We start from the raw sequence: 18,794 nt of genomic DNA, 5'->3' as shown, positions 1-18,794 counted from the left end.
TCACCCTTACCATGTTTGAGTTGATTTAAAGCTTTCGAGTAACTCTTTTAGCTTAGCTTCAATCTCATCATCGTAATTACCTGTTTCATCAATTGATTTAACAAAATCAGCGTATTGACTATGGGCATAAGCAAGAAGTGCTGCTTCAAATGGCAATACTTTAGCTAATTCTACATCTTCAAGATAACCACGTTCAGCGGCGTAAAGTACTATTGATTGTTCAGCAACTGTCATTGGTAAGTATTGCTTTTGTTTCAATAGTTCAGTTACTTTTTCACCGTGGCTTAATTGGTTTCTTGTTGCTTCATCTAAGTCTGATGCAAATTGAGAGAACGCAGCCAACTCACGATACTGTGCAAGCGCAGTACGAATACCACCTGATAATTTTTTCATTATCTTCGTTTGTGCAGCACCACCCACACGTGAAACCGAAATACCAGGGTTAACCGCAGGGCGGATACCTGAGTTAAATAGGCTAGTTTCAAGGAAAATCTGACCATCAGTAATCGAAATTACGTTAGTTGGTACGAATGCTGAAACGTCACCCGCTTGGGTTTCTATAATTGGTAATGCTGTTAATGAGCCAGTTTTACCTTTAACTTCACCTTTGGTAAATTCTTCAACATAAGCTTCGTTAACGCGCGCTGCACGTTCAAGTAAACGAGAGTGAAGATAGAACACATCACCAGGATAAGCTTCACGTCCAGGTGGACGACGAAGTAATAACGAAATTTGACGATAAGCAACGGCTTGTTTTGATAAATCATCATAAACAATTAATGCATCTTGACCGCGGTCACGGAAGTATTCACCCATTGCACAACCTGCATACGGTGCTAAATATTGCAACGCAGCTGATTCAGAAGCAGACGCAACAACCACAATTGTGTTTTTAAGTGCGCCATATTCTTCAAGTTTACGCACTACATTAGCAATAGTAGATTGTTTTTGACCAATGGCAACGTAAATACATTTTACACCTGAATTACGTTGATTGATGATTGCATCGATTGCTAATGCTGTTTTACCTGTTTGACGGTCACCGATGATAAGCTCACGTTGACCTCGACCAATTGGAATCATTGAGTCAACCGCTTTATAACCAGTTTGTAAAGCTTGGTCAACAGATTTACGATCGATAACACCAGGGGCAACGACTTCTACGGGTGAAAAACCATCATGTTGAAGTGAGCCTTTACCATCAATTGGTTCACCAAGTGTATTAATTACGCGTCCTAATAGACCTTCACCAACAGGTACTTGTAAAATACGACCAGTACATTGTACTTTCATACCTTCCGATAAATCTTCGTATGGCCCCATAACTACCGCACCGACTGAATCTCTTTCAAGGTTAAGTGCCATTGCATAGCGACCCCCAGGTAATGCAATCATTTCGCCTTGCATTACGTCGGTTAATCCGTGGATTCGAAGAATACCATCACTTACAGATATGATAGTGCCTTCATTGTGAGCATCACTCACAATATTGAACTGAGCTATTCGCTCTTTAATTAGTTCACTTATTTCAGTTGAATTTAGCTGCATTATCAGTCCCCTTAAGACTGTAGAGCGTCATTTAAACGATTTAAACGCCCTCTGATACTACTATCAATAACCATATCGCCCGTACGAATAATAAAACCAGAAATGAGCGATTTATCTATATGACATTTTAGTTTTATTTTTCGTGATAAACGTTTTTCGACAGCGACAGAAATTTTATTAAGTTGTTCACTTGTGAGCTCATCGGCAGAAATAACATCGACATCTGCTTGAGACTCTCTATCTAAACAGTATTGTTCAAACAAAGTTAGCACTTCAGGAAGAAGTGATAACCGCTTGTTCTCTGCCATAATTTTAATAAAATTGGTATTAAACTCATCTAACACATCTTTACAGATGTTGATGAGTAGATTAGCCACCGAATCGGCTTTCATGTCAGATGTTAAAATACTTCGAACTTGTGGGTCTTGACTCACTTGTGACGTTAACACCAACATTTTATGCCATGATTCAATGCTGTTTTTTTCTATCGCAAAATCGAAAGCAGCTTTAGCATAAGGGCGAGCAATTGTAATTAAGTCAGCCATTGCTCTATTCTCCTTATAGTTCAGCTACGAGTTTATCAATGATGTCGCTATTTGCGGCTTCATTAACAGAGCGTTGAATAATTTTTTCTGCCCCAGCAATAGCAAGTGCTGCAACTTGTTGTTTAAGCTCTTCTTTTGCTCGTTTGCGTTCGGCCTCTACTTCGGCAAGCCCTTGAGCAACAATTCGCTCTTTTTCACGCACAGCTTCTTGCTTTGCTTCTTCAAGAATAGCAGCTTTGCGTTTGTTTGCTTGCTCAATAATTGCATTAGCCTCAACCTTAGCCTGTTGCATTATGTCAGATGTATTTGCTTTGGCTAATTCCAAATCTTTTTTTGCTGTTTCTGCTGAAGCAAGGCCATCTGCTATCTCTTTTTGGCGTTTTTCAATCGCGCCAATAACAGGCGGCCAAACAAACTTCATACAGAACCAAACAAACAATACAAATGTAATTGCTTGGCCGAGGAGCGTTGCGTTCATATTCATGACACGATTCCTCTTAAATTTTTATTAACCGGCAACAGCAAAAATAACGTAAAGCGCAATACCAACACAGATCATTGGGATTGCATCAACTAGACCCATAACGATAAAGAATTGAGTACGTAACATAGGCATTAATTCCGGTTGACGCGCAGCACCTTCTAAAAACTTGCCACCCAATAAACCAATACCAACTGCACCACCAATTGCAGCTAATCCCATCATAATACCTGCGGCTACAAATAACATTTCCATTATATACTCCAGTTTATTAACAAAAAAATAGTAAAATTAATGATCTTCCGTTGCCGACGCCATAGCTAAGTAGACGATCGTCAACACCATAAAAATAAAAGCTTGTAACGTAATAATTAAAATATGAAAAATGGCCCATGGTAATGATAATGCCCATTGTGACCACCAAGGTAATAATGCCGCAATAAGGATGAAGATAAGTTCACCTGCATACATATTACCGAAAAGTCGAAGCCCTAAAGAAACGGGTTTAGCTAAAAGACTAACCAGTTCAAGCACTAAATTGATTGGTGCAAATGCCCAGTGATTAAAAGGATGTAAAGTATATTCTTTAATAAACCCTGACACCCCTTTGTATTTAATTGAATAAATTATAATGAGTGCAAATACCCCTAAAGACATTGACATAGTAATGCTAACATCTGCCGTTGGTACTACTCTTAAGTGTGACAAGCCTAAATATTGACCTGCATAAGGTAGGAAATCAACAGGGATAAGATCCATTAAATTCATCAAGAAAACCCAAATAAATACCGTTAATGCTAACGGCGCAATGAGCTTATTTTGACCAGTAAACATATCTTTGACTGTATTATTGACAAATTCAAAGATCATCTCGACTGCACATTGTAATTTACTTGGCACTCCACTGGTTGCTTTTTGGGCAACACGATAAAATACCCATAGAAAGATAACACCAAGCAGAATCGAAAAGAACAATGAGTCAAGATTTAAGGTCCAAAAACCAGAACCTACTTGCAAGTTCTCAAGATGGTGCTTGATATAAGCTTGTGGTGAAGCTGGAGAGGAAACTGACATATAACCCTCTTAACTTATTTCTAAAAATAAAATATTGCTTATACTTGTTTAAAAAGGTATAAGCAATCGCTGTAATAACTCGAAGCTACTATTTTAAACCTAATTGCCTATATTAAGTCAACCTTTGATTAACTAAATTAAGAATTTAGACACTTTTTACTAAATTTATGTAAATATTTACAACTTCAATTATCATTTTACCCCTAATATTGCACAATTAATGGTTTAATTAATGGGTATAAATGATGCTATTTTTAGGTTTTAACCGCTACAGCAATAGCTTCGGCCAAATTTTGCACTTCTGTTTCGTTATTTCCTTCCACCATTACGCGAATAAGCGGTTCTGTTCCTGATTTACGGATCAATACTCGCCCATTGTTACCAAGTTGTTTTTCTGCTTGTTCTATTGCCAATTTTACCTGAGCACTTTTTAGTGGATCATGTTCACCTGAAAACCGAACATTAATTAATACTTGTGGCAACATTATCATGCCACTGCATAAATCAGCTAACGACATATCATTACGAACCATTGCTGCCAGAACTTGTAAACCGGCAACAATACCGTCACCGGTTGTCGTTTTATCTAATAATAAAACATGCCCTGAATTTTCAGCACCTAGGCGCCAGTTCTTCTCAACTAATTTTTCAAGCACATAACGGTCGCCAACTTTGGCGCGAACAAAAGGAATACCAAGATTTTTAAGTGCTATTTCAAGCCCCATGTTGCTCATTAATGTACCAACAACACCGCCTTTTAATTGGCCTTGCCTTAATGCTTCACGAGCAATGATATAGATAATTAAATCACCATCAATTTTTTGACCGTTATGATCAACCATAATAATACGATCGCCATCACCATCTAAGGCAAAACCTAAATTGGCTTTTTCATCAATAACACGTTTAGCAAGTTCCTTAACATCTGTTGCACCACAGTTTTCGTTGATGTTAACACCATCTGGCTCACAACCCATTTTTATTACTTGCGCACCAAGTTCTCGTAATACTTTAGGAGCGATATGATAGGTAGCACCATTAGCGCAATCAACAACAATTTTAAGTCCTGCTAAACTCAAATCATGATCAAATGTGCTTTTACAAAATTCGATATAACGCCCTGCGGCATCGGTGATACGGCTTGCTCGTCCAAGTTGTTTGGATTCGACGCAGTCGATCTCTTTTTCAAGTTCAGCTTCGATTTCTAATTCGATGGCATCATCAAGTTTTTTTCCTTCGGTTGAAAAAAACTTAATACCATTATCATAAAAAGGATTGTGTGAAGCAGAAATAACAACGCCCGCATCAGCACGAAAGGTGCGGGTTAAATAAGCGATAGCAGGCGTTGGCATTGGTCCAGTAAAGGCTGCTGCAACACCTGCCGAAGCAAACCCTGCTTCTAAGGCCGATTCAAGCATATAACCTGAAATACGAGTATCTTTACCAATTAATACTTTTTTAACGCCGTCTTTGGCAAGAACTCGTCCTGCTGCCCAACCTAATTTGAGTGCAAAATCTGGTGTGATAGGATATTGTCCAACTTTACCCCTAATCCCATCTGTACCAAAATATTTTCGATTAGACATTCTATTTCCTCATACTAACATTTGTTATCTTTAACCACTTTATTAAACTGTAATGCTTTGTTATAAAACTATATAACACTGTTTTTTTGATAAAAAGTATATTTTTAACTTGTAAAAAACTTTCAGGAAAATATACCGTTTAATATAAAGTTACGCTCGATTATCATTAGCAAATTTTAATAACCCTTGGCTCTCTTTGATAAAGCGCTCGGCATAACTGCCAAACCACTGGGTAACTTCATTAAAGTTTTTTATAAACTTAGTTTTGTCTCGTTGTTCAATTAAATTCACCATTTCCCCAAAACATTTATAATAACGCTTGATTAATTCAATGTTATCATCAGATGCCATGATAATATCAGCATAAAGTTCGGGATCTTGCGCAAACAGGCGTCCAACCATCATCAGTTCAAGCCGATAGATTGGTGATGATAATGCAATGAGTTGTTCCAAATCCGCTTGTTCACGTTGTAAATTAACACCATATGAAAACGAGGTAAAATGGCGTAATGCTTGAATAAATGACATACATTTATCATGCTCTTTGGCATCAATCGCACATAAATTGGCACCCCATATCCGCATTTGCTCAATTAACCATTGATATTTCGCTTTCTCACGTCCATCACAATAAACAATGACTTGTTTAGCCAAATTTGGCACATCAGGACCAAACATTGGATGCAAACCAACAACAGGTCCTTGATGTTTATCAAGCATTGCTTGGAGAGGCTTAGCTTTTATGGATGTAAAATCCGTTAAAATACAATCTTTGGGTAATGGCGGTAATTGTTTAATGATTTCGCAAGTTTTATTAATCGGCACGGTTACAATAACCGAAATTGCATCAGCAACCACTTCGGCTGCTTGATGCATCGTTTTTGAGCCTAACGTTTTCACCTGATAGCCCGATAACGTAAATAACCGAGCAAATAACCGGCCCATTTGCCCATTACCGCCAACAATCACGACAGAACCTTGACCCGTGTAGACTTTTTTAAAGCCCTTGTCGTTTTCGCTAATATAAGATTCACGCATTAAACGACGTAAAATATCTTCAATTAAAACAGGAGAAACACCTTGAGCTTCAGCCTCTTGCCGTCTTTTAGTTAGCATAGCGGATTCACGTTTAGGATCATAGATGGGAATACCATGCTTGCTTTTTACTTCGCCAACTTCGGCAACTAACGCTAATCGCTTTGAAATTAAAGATAAAATGGATTGATCAACTTCATCGATTTTATCGCGTAAGGCAAGTAGTTCCGTAGACATATTGGGTAGTTCCTTATTATCACAAAGAGTTGCTTTTTCTGTAATAGCTTAACAGTATAACGTATTTTTGGTACGATGCGTATTTAGAACATCAAATACAAGACAATAAATCAACATGAATGTTATCTCATTTAATATTAACAGCCTTCGAGCTCGAATTCACCAATTAGCAGCCATTATTGATAAATACCAGCCTGATGTGATTGGCTTACAAGAAACGAAAGTCCATAATGACCAGTTTCCTATTGCTGAGCTAGAACCATTTGGTTATTACCTAAACTATCACGGGCAAAAAGGACATTACGGAGTTGCTTTACTAACAAAGCAAAAACCGCTGTCGGTGCAATGTGGTTTTCCAACCGATGGGGATGAAGCACAATGCCGTTTAATTATGGCTCAATTACCTACTAATAAAGGCAATTTAACCATAATTAATGGCTATTTTCCGCAAGGTGAAAGTTTACATCATGAAACTAAATACCCTGCTAAACGTAAGTTTTATCAAGATTTGATTTACCATTTACAAAAGCATCAATTAAATAATCAATTAACTTTAATTATGGGTGATATGAACATCAGTCCGACTGATTTAGATATTGGTATTTCAGAAGAAAGCCGTAAACGTTGGCTTCGTACGGGTAAATGTTCATTTTTACCGCAAGAGCGTGAATGGATGAACAATTTAATGTCACTTGGCTTTATAGATACTTATCGTAACGAACATCCAACAAAGCAAGAATATTCATGGTTTGATTACCGATCAAAAGGGTTTGAAACAGACACAGGACTTAGGATTGATCTAATTTTAGCTAGCCAAAAATTGCTAGCACACTGTCAACAAACAGGGATTGATTATGCTATTCGGGCAATGGACAAACCCTCAGACCATGCGCCAATTTGGGCTAAATTTGATTTAATATAAATTTGTATCATCGTAATAAAGGATCATCACATGCAAAACAGCTCGGTTTTATCGGTCAAAGATCTTAATCAAATTGTTAAAGATTTACTGTCTGATGCAATTGGGCAGGTCTGGTTAGTGGGCGAAGTTTCTAACTTTTCGCGTCCCTCATCGGGTCATTGGTATTTTTCGTTAAAAGACGATAGCGCACAAGTTCGTTGCGCGATGTTTCGCAACAGTAATTTTCGGGCAGGTTTTACGCCACAAAATGGGCAACAGGTTTTAGTTAGAGCAACAGTAACCTTGTACGAAGCTCGTGGTGAATATCAACTGGTTATTGATAAAATTCAGCCTGCAGGTGCTGGGCTATTACAACAAAAATTTGAACAGTTAAAGAAACAGCTTTCAGATGAAGGAATATTTGATGCCATTTATAAAAAGCCACTTCCTGAAAATATCCGCACCGTGGGTATTATTACATCGTCAACGGGCGCAGCGTTGTATGATATTTGCCAGATATTAAAACGTCGTGATCCAAGTTTGCATGTGGTTATCTACCCAACGCAAGTACAAGGTATTGAAGCGGCCGAACAAATTGCCAAAATGATTCAAATCGCCAACATTCGTAAAGAGTGTGATGTCTTAATTGTTGGACGGGGTGGCGGATCGATTGAAGATTTATGGTCATTTAACGAAGAAATCGTTGCAAGGGCTATATTTGCAAGTCAATTACCGATTGTCAGTGCCGTTGGGCATGAAATTGATTTTACCATTGCTGATTTTGTTGCTGATGTTAGAGCGGCAACACCATCGGCTGCTGCCGAACTAGTTAGCCAAGATAGCCTAGCGCAAGTTAAGCGCTTGCAAGCTCAACAGCAACATTTATCTATGGCAATGGATTACTATTTAATACAGAGCCGAGAAAAACTAAATAAATGGTATCATCGGTTGCAAACTCAGCACCCTCAAACAAAGTTAGCAAAACAGCTAAACACGCTGCTCACTTATCGTCACACATTATATGATAATATTCAGCAATATTTACTCAAAAAATCAAACCAATACAATCAATTAGATAAACGATTGTCACGCATTTCACCACAAAATAAAATTTACTCTTTACAGCAATTTGTTAGTCAAAAACAGCAACAAATTATTCATTTAGTACAACAAAAATTGACTCAATCTCAACACCAATTTGTTTTACAAACCTCCCAACTTAATAGCGTCAGCCCACTTGCGACACTTGAAAGGGGTTATTCTGTTACGACAAATCAAAATAACACCGTGGTTCGCTTTCCTGAACAAGTAGCTGTTGGTGAATTAATTATTACAAAGCTAAAAAAAGGCAGTATTGTTAGTCAAATTACTAAAATCGATAAGTAGTTTATAAATCGTTTTATTACTAAGTGGTTAGGTGTTTAGGTGTTTAGGTGTTTAGCTGATTTTTGCAATTTAGGTGAGCATTAGTATATAATCCAAACAATAAAAAATTGCGATATTATTCAGAGAGTTTATGCATTATCCAATCGGTATTGATTTAGGTACGACAAACAGTTTAATTTGTATTTGGCAAGATGGCAAACCAGTTCTTATTCCTAATTCAATTGGTGAAGTTGTTACACCATCTGCAGTAAGTGTTGATGAAGACGATTCTATTTTAGTTGGACACGCAGCGTTGTCTCGTTTAACTACACATCCCAATCGTAGTGCAGCGGCTTTTAAACGTTTTTTAGGCTCAAATAAAGTGTTTGAATTAGGAGACAAAAAGTTTACACCGACTGAACTTTCAGCCATGGTTTTAAAATCACTTAAAGCTGATGCCGAAGCGTTTTTAAAACAAGAAATTCGTGATGTGGTTATTTCGGTTCCTGCTTATTTTAATGATGAACAGCGCAAGCAAACTCGGTTCGCAGCTGAGTTAGCAGGATTAAATGCTGTACGTTTAATTAATGAACCAACCGCCGCTGCCATGGCATATGGATTACACGAAGAACAATCGGGCAATACATTAGTATTTGATTTAGGTGGTGGCACATTTGATGTGACTGTACTTGAATATGCCATGCCGATTATTGAAGTGCACGCTTCTGCTGGTGATAACTATTTAGGTGGTGAAGATTTTACCCAAGAGCTTGTTAAAGCTTGCTTAAGTGAATGGAACCTTAAAAAGCAAGATATTCCGACCGATGATTATGCTCGCTTATTAGATTTAGCCGAACAACTAAAATGTCAATTAAATGGTGAACAATCACATACTTTAACTTGGATTTGGCAGGATAAGCAGTGGCAATTTTCCTTAAACGAAAGCCGAGCAAAAACGTTATGGTTACCATTACTTAATCGCTTACGAGCACCAATTGAACAGGCATTAAGTGATGCACGCTTAAAGCCTAATCAGCTTGAACATATTGTATTAGTGGGTGGCTCATCACAATTGGGTGTGGTACGTGAGCTAGTGACCAAATTATTTGGTAAATTACCGTATCGCCATATCAATCCAACAACGATTGTTGCACAAGGTGCCGCAGTTCAAGCGGCTTGTCGATTGCGAAATGCCGATGTTGAAGAAGTCATTTTAACTGATGTGTGCCCTTATACGCTAGGGATTGAAAGTTGTTCAAATAATGTCAGTGGGTTATTTTCACCCATTATTGAACGTAATACCATTGTACCGACCTCAAAAGTAAAAACATTTTACACAACGCACCCTCAGCAAAAAGTGATATGTATTTCGGTTTATCAAGGTGAAAATCCACGCGTTGAAAATAATGTTTTAATTGATGAGTTTGAAGTGCCCCTAACGCCAATGGAAAGAATACAAGGAATTGATGTCCGCTTTAGTTATGATCTAAATGGCTTATTAGAAGTAGACGTTGTTTTGCTTGAAACAGGTAAACAACATGGCAAAGTTATTGATCATAGTCCAATTGGATTAACAGACAAACAAAAACAAGAAAGTCATGATCGCTTGAAAGCACTTAAAATTCACCCTCGCAACGAAATGCCGAATCGTACTTTATTGGCAAGGCTAGAACGTGCATGGGCACAATCATTGGGTGATGAACGACTATTAATTGGATCATATATCGAAGTTTTTATGGAAGCATTAAATAGACAAAATCTTGAAGAAATTAACGAAATTCGTTGTGAAATTGAATCTAATCTACAAGATCTGAATCGATAACCAATAAAATTTAAAAAATATAAAAAGCCCTCTTTTTTAGAGATAAAAAAGAGGGCTTTATTTTGTTTACTTTTACTTTTCCTTTTCTTTGGTTGTTTCTTCTACGGGTGATCCAAAACGGTTAGTGTATTTGACACCAGAAACCCAAAATGGCGCAAAAAATAAGAGATAAGCCAATATTTCGCCCACAAAACCGATGAGCGGTTCCCCTTTATAGATATCATTAAAACGTCGTTTTAAAGCAAAAACCATATTGGTTACAGCAATGGAATAACAAATCATAGAAAAAGTAGGACTATTCAATTCAAAATTGTTGTTAAGTGCGATCATCAATCCTAACACTATGAAGCTACAATATAATTGTATAATAAAACCTTTTATATTAGTTCGTCCTTTCCAACGCCAAAACTGCCACCATTTATTTTTAGGTAATGGCTGTGATTCCAGCTTTTGTTGATTTTCACGATGTTTTGCTATAAGTAATGACGCACAAAGCCGTAAGGCTAAATCATTATCACTGCTGTTTTTAAACTTGTCTAACATTTCAAGTTCATCGTTATCACATATACCGTAATAGTTAGACAAACGTTCAGCAAGCATTATTATTTTATCAATTTGTTTGATATAATTGTATTTTTTTTGGCTATTAGAAGATGGTATAATCCAACTATCTTGCAGATCTTTGGCTATTTCTATTAACTCTTTATTATCACCAGTAATATCTTGTAACATTGTATCTAATTTATTTTTTTGCTCAGGTTTATTTAATACAATTATGTATAACAACATTAAATAAATTGGGTTTTTATTTGCCAGTTTTTGTGCCCATGTATACTCCATTTTTTGCGCAATATCGTCAAAATCAATAAGGTGAGGCGCATCAATAAACCATTCAATCGAATTTGGATAATTATTTAAAACACTATTAATTAGTCCACTATCATTATTAATTAGGTTATACAGCTCCGTTTCATTTTGCCAATTACCATGCTTAAATATCTCTATTAATGGTTTAAATGGGTTATTTTCATCAATAATAAAAGTATTATTTTCTTGTCGAAGAAATTTTGCTGTTTCTACTGGTTTACAAGTAATTGCAATTACTAATAAATAACAACGATACCATTGCCAATAAGCTTCTTTATTATTAGCAATAACCGAAGGATCTGGAGATTTTGGTAGTTGATAATAATCATTAAATTTTAAGAACGTAATCCAGTCAAACATTTCCATATTTGCATAAGAAAGACTTTGATATAAATGTAATTTAGCAATATCAGGAATATCCCTGAATCTATCTAGCCATAAACGGGCATATAAAACTAGCTTGCCATTCTCGTCGGGATCGAATTGAGGTGGAAGTTGCGCATTTTCATTATTATCAAATAACCATGCTTTAAATTCTTGCACGGGTGAAAGTTCTGTAAGCCATGCAAGATGTTGTCGTGCTTGGCGTTGCAAATGTTGCAAAATAAATTGTTCAAATGGATCATCGCTGTGATCGTCTAAAATTTCTTGTAATAATACTTCATTACCGTGGCGCAACATAATGGCATGTCGGTATAAACGATATAATCGATTATTGCCGTCATCGAGTAACAATATTGATAAGACTTGTTTATAACTCCAACTTATATTCAAGGCCCAGTTAACAAAGTCGACAATTTCTTTTGGATACTCATCGATATTCTCTAATGCGGCTAATCGTGCTGTTGTGGTTGCTGTGATTTGCGGAATAGTATGCAAATAATTTTCTGTTTTATCGGTAGCGACACAATAACTATTATTTAGCGCCATAACTAATAATGGAAAGTAATTTTTTTCAAAATAAGTACACCACCCCGCTATCCAGCTTTCTGCTTTTTGTTGATAATGGCCTGAATAATACAACTCTAACCAAGCTTGTAAGGCATTTTGTTTGTCTTCGAGCAAAGTATATTGGATAGCGGCAATATATTTCCACTCGATAATAATATTTTCGTCTTCATCGCCTTCGGCAATACATTTTAAAGCATAATCTAAAATAGATTGATTCTTTAAGCTCGCAGTACTATGCCAATGAGCAAATTCGAGCATAAACTTCTTATCATCAGGAAGATAAATAACGGTATCTTGAGCTAAAAATGCATAAACATTTTCCGCTCTACGTTCCCAAAATAACCATTTGGCATTATATATATAATCGATAGTTGCATTTTGTAGTGTTTTATTGGTTGTTGGCAAGCATGTGTAATCAAATAAATCACCGCGATCAATGTGATTTAAATAATTATCATATATTTCATATTCATCAGTAAATTGTGTCATAAGTTGCTGACGCCAACGTAAATTATCAGCTAAAATTTTGACACATGACTCAGATATATCTGTTGTTTTGTAACTTAATTCTAATAGTCGCCATTTTACCGAATCGATAACTGTCATGGGGTAATCATAGAATGAACCGATAAATTTTTGCCATTCATCAATGTTATAGCATCGCATTGGATCGGTTAACAGTGCTTGATAAGCCTCGCAAATTTCATTTGCTTTGATTTGTTCTTCTGTTAGTTGTGGCGCTGCTTGTACTGAATTCTCTGTCATTTCATCAACAGCTGTTTCGGGCGATTTAGCATAATTCATTGCCGATTCATACGCCTCACGCAGTGCTTTAAAGCCATCGGGATCCGTTTCAGGATGATATAAAGGTAACTTTACACGATATGCTTGACGAATAACCGTGGTGTCAGTTGTTTTTTCGATGCCTAATAATTGCCAAAAATTTGTACTCATGACCAATCATACTCCGCTAATGATTCTGGTTTTTCTAGTTCGTCGATATCAATATACCAAGCCAATCGATTACAAGGCGAATCCTCGTCGTTAATTAATATTTTCATGGTATGTGTTTGTGATGCTCGGGTTAATTCACAGCGTAATGCTTCAAGATCTTCTTTATTGTTGAGTGTTTCCCAATATTGAAATCCAATCGACCAACCAGCAAAGTAGTGGTGCCAAGAGCTATAAAAATATTGGGAACGCTCGGCAATTCTTGAAAAAATCCATAGTGCTTCTTCTTCGCTAATATATTTATTAGTCGTGCCATTGCGTAGCAAATATCCCATACGGGCATAATCCCAACTACGAATGCCACCATAGCCGCATACACAAAAAGTTTGTTCAACAAACGTTAGTAATACTTTTTGGTAATCATCTTGTGCTTGGCAATAATCACGCCATTGTGATTCAGAAAATCGAGAGTACATCGCATAATATCGAGATAACATTGGCGCATGGCCATCATCAACCATATCAAACACACAGTTTAGTAGTTTTTGTCGAGAATCTATTCCCCAATCATCCTCCATATCAACAAATGTTCTGTCAGGATAAAAAGATGGTGAAGTATAACTTGCACCATATCTCTTATTTAAAGCAACCATTGGCGCGGATAAGCCATATAGCCAATCGATACAATCTTGATTCATATTTTAATTCCAATCATCTGATTTATTTTACTTCTTAACAAAAGATAGCAGATTTTTATTCAAATAAAAATTGAAATTCGAGTAAAAGTTATGATGATGTTAGGTTTAATGAAATGTTAAATATTTTACATCTAGCATAAATTATAAAATTATTTTGCAAATCAACCTCTACAAGGCATAATAAGCCAAATATATTGGAATTTGATTATTACAGGGTAATAAGTCATAAGGAGTTATAATGAAAAAGATCGCCTTAATGGTAATGTTAATTTCTTGTACATTAATATTACAAGGCTGCGTTGCTGCCGTTATAGGGGTTGGTGCAGGGGCTACGGCAAAAGTTGCAACTGATCCTCGTACTGCGGGTACTCAAGTTGATGATACAACACTTAGTTCACGCATGAGTATGAAAATTAAAAATAATGGGTCACTCTTTATTGGATCGCGCATTATTATAAGTACTTATAATGGCAATATTCTTTTAACTGGGCAAGCAAATAATGAACAAGCTGAAAAAGCTCAAAGCCTTGCTTATCAAGTTGGAGGAGTGAAAAAAGTCTATAACCAAATTCGTATTGGTGAACCAGTTGGGGCAGGAACCATTACCAATGATTCTTGGATAACCACTCAAGTTAAATCTAAACTAATTTTAGATCCGCAAACAAAAGCTCGCAAGATTAAAGTTGTTACTGAAAATGGCGAAGTATTTTTAATTGGTATTGTTACATCACAAGAAGGTAAAACAGCAGCAGAGCTGGCAAGTAAAGTTCAAGGTGTGAAGAAAGTTGTCACCCTATTTACTGATATTAACAATTAACCAATCACAAAAAAGAGACTAAAAATAGGGGGCTAATTAGCCTCCTTTTTTATATGACCGACTCAATACGCTCAATCAATTTTGCTAGTCCTTGCAAACGAGACTGGCTCAGTTCGTCAGTAATTTTTAATTCATGCAAAACCGATTGAAAATCAATAGCAGCTATTTGCTGTGCTGTTTTGTGATTAGCAATACTGATTAACACAGCCAATAACCCTTTCACTATTCGACCCTCGCTATCGCCACTAAAAACATAGGTATTATCAGCCTGTTTTTGATAAGTCAGCCAAACGCGATTTTCACAGCCGTTCACTTGGTTTTCTGTTGTTTTTTGGGATTCAGGAAAGTCAGGCAATTGCTTTGCTAACATCACAAGCTGTCGGTAACGATCTTGCCAAGAATGTTGCTGCGAAAATAATTCGATTAAAGCTTGCTGTGATAGCATAATATTGCCTCATTTATGGTTGGTCATTTTGTAAAAAATATTCAGGATTCTATACCGTTTAAAATAGAATTACACCAATATTTCAATTGCACTTTTCAACTCTAAAATAAATTTATCCACATCTTGCTGATTATTATATGGCATCAATGAAACACGAACCGCACCATGACATCCTAATTTATTCATTAAAGGCTGGGCACAAAGCTCACCAGTACGGATGGCAATATTTTGTTCGCTTAACAAAATAGCAATATCATTATGATGAATATTATTGATATTAAAAGTGATTATCGGGCTATCATCCACACTATAAAATTGAATATCAGCAAATTGGCTTAGTAGCGATTTTGCATAATAAGTTAGCTGTTTTGTATAGTTTTCTGCTTGCTTATTATCCCAACTTTTTAACCACTCAAGTACGGCATTAAAACCAACAATACCGGCAATATTAGGCGTACCAGCTTCAAATTTATAAGGAAGATCTTCTTGAATAAAATCATCAAACGAAGCGCTTTTTAGCATTTTACCGCCACCATGCCAAACCGACATTTGCTCAAGTAATGCCTTTTTACCATATAAAACGCCAAGCCCCGTTGGACCATACAACTTATGGGTAGAAAAGGCATAAAAATCGATATCTAACTGGTTAACATTAATTGCATGATGAACAACACCTTGCGCACCATCCACCACTAAAACCGCATCATATTGATGAACAATGTTGCTTATTGTAGCTAAATCAGGACAAAATCCAGTTACGTTTGACATTTGAGTCACTGCAACAATCTTGGTCTTAGCTGACATTAACGATGATAACTCATTAACATCCGACGACCACTTAACGACTTTAGCGCCAGTTTGCTCAGCCACAATCAACCAAGGTAACAAATTGCTATGATGCTCTAATTCACTGACAATAATTTCATCATCAGGTTGCAATAATGGGCGAGCATAGCTCTGGGCAATTAAGTTAATTGACTCGGTTGCCCCCCGAGTCCAAATAATTTCAGCGCTGCTCTTAGCATTGATCAAATCGGCAACATTTTGCCTTGCCTTATCAATTGTGGCAGTGACTTGCAACGCATCTTGGTGCAAACTGCGTTTTGCTGTTGCTGTGTTTTGAGCATAATACGCCAGTGTTGCATCAACCAAGGCTTGCGGTTTAAGTGCTGTTGCTGCCGAATCAAGATATACGCTTTCACTATTAAGTGCAGGAAAATTTGCCCGAAACTGTTCAGGCAGAAAATGCTTATTGGGTAAGTTCAAGTCCGGCAATCCCATTCCAGTAACCATTACAATCTCGTTTGTGTTCAATTGTCAGTGGATTTAACCCATCTTCGTTAGCTTTGAACTGCTTTACAACATCAAGCGTTTCAATCCCAAGAGGAGAAATACGAATAATATCGACTAACCCTTTCATCTCTTTTAGATTATTTCCCAAATTGTAACAATAACCGCTTTGAGTCTGAATGCCGTTTAACACAAATACTTTCTGTTGTTCTTGTGAAAATACCTCACGTCCAACAGGATACTTAATACAGCAAGTTTCACACTTATCTTTAGGTTTATCTTCCGATCTTGCCGTAAAACAGCGAGCTGAATAAGCTAAAGGTAAATAACCATAACTGAACACTTCGACTTCAAAATTTCGTGCAATATTTAAACTCTCAAACTGTTTAAGCACATTACTCAACCAATCGCGCGACAGCTCAACTGGCATACACCAACGCACCATGCCTTGTTTTTGTAACAATTTTAACGTTAAAGCGTTATAACAGTTAATGGCTGGGCCTGCAACAAACGGCAACTTATGTTCTTGCGCAATATTAATTGCCGCCAAATCATTAGCCTCGACTAAAAAATCGCCATTATTTACTAATTGCCGTAAGTCATTAAGTTCTGAGGGCGCTTCAAGCAAAGCCAGTGTTGATAGCACGACTTGCTTGCCTGATTTGGCAATCTCTTTTGCCAGCTCAAGCCAATTGGCGACTTTCATTTCACGGCGTTTGGTACAAACCGTTTCGCCCATATAAACAATATCCGCTTGACTCTCTTTGGCGGCATAATAAAAAGCTTCTGTTTCAGTTTTAGGCCAATAATAAAGCACTGGTCCTAATGCGTATTTCATGGTTTTGCTCACTATATTTATGTTAGATCTTTCTCAATGATTTACGTTGATGCTGTTAGCAAATTACCTATTGCTAACTAACTCACCTTATTGCCATTTACGGTGATAAGCGCCTAATGTTGTTTGTGTGCCTTCTGACACCGAACCAAGCGTATCGATCCAGCATTGTTCGGCTTGGAACGATTGCGGATTGGCTTTATAGCGATCGATGGCTTGTCGCCACACTTTAGTGACTTGCTCAACATAAGCAGGGCTACGCTGACGGCCTTCTATTTTGACTGAGGCAATATTTGCGGCAAACAGTTCAGGCAATAGCTCAATGGTATTTAAACTTGTTGGCTCCTCGATAGGATGATAAAGCTCATCCCCAACAAAATAACGACCTTTACATAATGTTGGGTAGCCTGCATTTTCGCCCTTTTTATGGCAATCAATTAACACATTATTCAGTCTTGATTCCAGGCCTTTTTCGGTCTCTTCCCAACGTACAAACTTAGCAGGCGAACAAGCGCCAACGGTATTAGGGGATTCACCAGTTAAGTAAGATGACAAATAACATCGACCTTCCGCCATAATACACAAACTACCAAAAGCAAATACTTCAAGCGGAACGGGTGAAACTTGTGATAACTGTTTAACTTGATGCATTGAAAGTACGCGAGGTAAAACAATGCGATGTACCTGAAAATTATTATAGTAAAACTTAATCGACTCCTCATTTGTCGATGATGCTTGCACAGAAACATGACGCTCAAGATTAGGGTATTTTTCAGCCGCATAATCAAGCATAGCAAGATCGGCAATAATTAAAGCATCAGCACCAATATTAGCCGCAGTATCAACTGCATATTGCCAACGTTCAAAATTATCGGGGTGGGCAAAGGTATTAATGGCAATATGCAGCTTTTTGCCACGTTTATGCACATAATCCGACGCCTCAATCAAACGCTTCTCGTTAAAATTCAAACCAGCAAAATGACGGGCATTGGTATCGTCTTTCAAACCAATATAAACAGCATCAGCCCCATTATCAATGGCGACTTTTAGTGATGGTAAAGATCCTGCTGGGCAAAGAAGTTCCATAATTATTCCTAACTTAAGTTTGGTATTTTATACGCTGTGTATTATGCAATAATTCTGAGTTTAATGCGAATGGAAAGCGGTAATTGTGCTTAAAAAGTAGATAGCGCACTACAATCACCGCTAAAAATATGAATAACCGTATAAATAAATTTTTGTATTTGCTCATTTTTAAAACTGGAATGGCAACACATTTTCAAACAAAAAAATTAAGGGGTAAGTGTTTTTTAAATTCAACGAGAGGCAAGTAGCCTAACGAAGAA

17 protein-coding genes are annotated in these 18,794 nt (G+C 37.0%); 4 read left to right on the top strand and 13 right to left on the bottom strand.

Features of this window, described 5'->3' with window-relative positions; all coding sequences use genetic code 11:
• Positions 1–6 precede the first annotated feature (6 nt).
• The 7 genes from atpA to tyrA form a co-directional block, all read right to left on the bottom strand.
• Entirely contained in the window at positions 7–1,548 is a 1,542-nt protein-coding gene (atpA, locus tag GQ590_RS04075; protein WP_160407125.1) for a F0F1 ATP synthase subunit alpha, read from the bottom strand.
• Positions 1,549–1,559: 11 nt separating this feature from the next.
• A complete protein-coding gene (gene atpH, locus GQ590_RS04070) occupies positions 1,560–2,093 on the bottom strand; it encodes a F0F1 ATP synthase subunit delta (RefSeq protein ID WP_160407128.1) in 534 nt (177 codons plus the stop codon).
• A gap of 13 nt (positions 2,094–2,106) precedes the next feature.
• Entirely contained in the window at positions 2,107–2,577 is a 471-nt protein-coding gene (gene atpF / locus GQ590_RS04065; protein ID WP_160407131.1) for a F0F1 ATP synthase subunit B, read from the bottom strand.
• Between the two features lie 24 nt (positions 2,578–2,601).
• Positions 2,602–2,841, bottom strand: a complete 240-nt coding sequence (atpE, locus tag GQ590_RS04060) for a F0F1 ATP synthase subunit C (protein WP_034911224.1) — start codon at positions 2,839–2,841, stop codon at positions 2,602–2,604.
• 24 nt (positions 2,842–2,865) lie between these two features.
• Positions 2,866–3,648 (bottom strand): F0F1 ATP synthase subunit A, encoded by a 783-nt coding sequence (atpB, locus tag GQ590_RS04055; RefSeq protein WP_160407134.1) that lies wholly within the window; start codon positions 3,646–3,648, stop codon positions 2,866–2,868.
• A gap of 254 nt (positions 3,649–3,902) precedes the next feature.
• The gene (gene glmM / locus GQ590_RS04050) at positions 3,903–5,234 is read right to left on the bottom strand and encodes a phosphoglucosamine mutase (protein ID WP_160407137.1); all 1,332 of its coding nucleotides are present in this window, start codon (positions 5,232–5,234) and stop codon (positions 3,903–3,905) included.
• A 150-nt stretch (positions 5,235–5,384) separates the two neighbouring features.
• Positions 5,385–6,506, bottom strand: coding sequence for a bifunctional chorismate mutase/prephenate dehydrogenase (gene tyrA, locus GQ590_RS04045; protein WP_160407140.1), 1,122 nt, complete (start codon positions 6,504–6,506; stop codon positions 5,385–5,387).
• 115 nt (positions 6,507–6,621) lie between these two features.
• Between tyrA and xthA the strand changes: the two genes are divergently transcribed.
• From xthA to GQ590_RS04030, 3 genes are all read left to right on the top strand, one after another.
• Positions 6,622–7,428 carry an exodeoxyribonuclease III gene (gene xthA / locus GQ590_RS04040; protein WP_091120250.1) on the top strand — a complete coding sequence of 269 codons (807 nt, stop codon included), beginning with the start codon at positions 6,622–6,624 and terminating at the stop codon, positions 7,426–7,428.
• Positions 7,429–7,458: 30 nt separating this feature from the next.
• Entirely contained in the window at positions 7,459–8,793 is a 1,335-nt protein-coding gene (gene xseA / locus GQ590_RS04035; RefSeq protein ID WP_160407143.1) for an exodeoxyribonuclease VII large subunit, read from the top strand.
• 130 nt (positions 8,794–8,923) lie between these two features.
• Positions 8,924–10,594: a molecular chaperone HscC gene (locus GQ590_RS04030; RefSeq protein WP_160407146.1), complete on the top strand. Its 1,671-nt coding sequence runs from the start codon at positions 8,924–8,926 to the stop codon at positions 10,592–10,594.
• Positions 10,595–10,666: 72 nt separating this feature from the next.
• Here GQ590_RS04030 and GQ590_RS04025 read toward each other — a convergent pair whose 3' ends face one another.
• Entirely contained in the window at positions 10,667–13,366 is a 2,700-nt protein-coding gene (locus tag GQ590_RS04025) for a J domain-containing protein (RefSeq protein WP_160407149.1), read from the bottom strand.
• A complete protein-coding gene (locus GQ590_RS04020; protein WP_160407152.1) occupies positions 13,363–14,061 on the bottom strand; it encodes a DUF1266 domain-containing protein in 699 nt (232 codons plus the stop codon). The genes GQ590_RS04025 and GQ590_RS04020 overlap by 4 nt, the downstream gene beginning before the upstream one ends.
• A 238-nt stretch (positions 14,062–14,299) precedes the next feature.
• On the opposite strand from GQ590_RS04020, the gene dolP reads away from it, so the two are divergent.
• Positions 14,300–14,878, top strand: coding sequence for a division/outer membrane stress-associated lipid-binding lipoprotein (gene dolP / locus GQ590_RS04015; protein WP_160407155.1), 579 nt, complete (start codon positions 14,300–14,302; stop codon positions 14,876–14,878).
• 49 nt (positions 14,879–14,927) lie between these two features.
• On the opposite strand, the gene csdE is transcribed toward dolP, so the two are convergent.
• The 4 genes from csdE to GQ590_RS03995 all read right to left on the bottom strand — a co-directional run bounded on the left by csdE (position 14,928) and on the right by GQ590_RS03995 (position 18,534).
• A complete protein-coding gene (gene csdE / locus GQ590_RS04010) occupies positions 14,928–15,323 on the bottom strand; it encodes a cysteine desulfurase sulfur acceptor subunit CsdE (protein WP_160407158.1) in 396 nt (131 codons plus the stop codon).
• A 69-nt stretch (positions 15,324–15,392) separates the two neighbouring features.
• Positions 15,393–16,604 carry a cysteine desulfurase CsdA gene (csdA, locus tag GQ590_RS04005; protein WP_160407184.1) on the bottom strand — a complete coding sequence of 404 codons (1,212 nt, stop codon included), beginning with the start codon at positions 16,602–16,604 and terminating at the stop codon, positions 15,393–15,395.
• Positions 16,573–17,451 carry a U32 family peptidase gene (locus GQ590_RS04000; protein WP_160407161.1) on the bottom strand — a complete coding sequence of 293 codons (879 nt, stop codon included), beginning with the start codon at positions 17,449–17,451 and terminating at the stop codon, positions 16,573–16,575. Before GQ590_RS04000 ends, csdA begins: the two co-directional genes overlap by 32 nt.
• Before the next feature lie 87 nt (positions 17,452–17,538).
• The gene (locus GQ590_RS03995; protein WP_160407164.1) at positions 17,539–18,534 is read right to left on the bottom strand and encodes a peptidase U32 family protein; all 996 of its coding nucleotides are present in this window, start codon (positions 18,532–18,534) and stop codon (positions 17,539–17,541) included.
• Between the last annotated feature and the right edge of the window lie 260 nt (positions 18,535–18,794).

The sequence above is a fragment of the Gilliamella sp. Lep-s35 genome, assembly GCF_009795845.1.
Classification (GTDB): domain Bacteria; phylum Pseudomonadota; class Gammaproteobacteria; order Enterobacterales; family Orbaceae; genus Gilliamella.
Note: the sequence above shows the minus strand (reverse complement) of the source record. Positions and strands in the feature narration are given on the sequence as shown.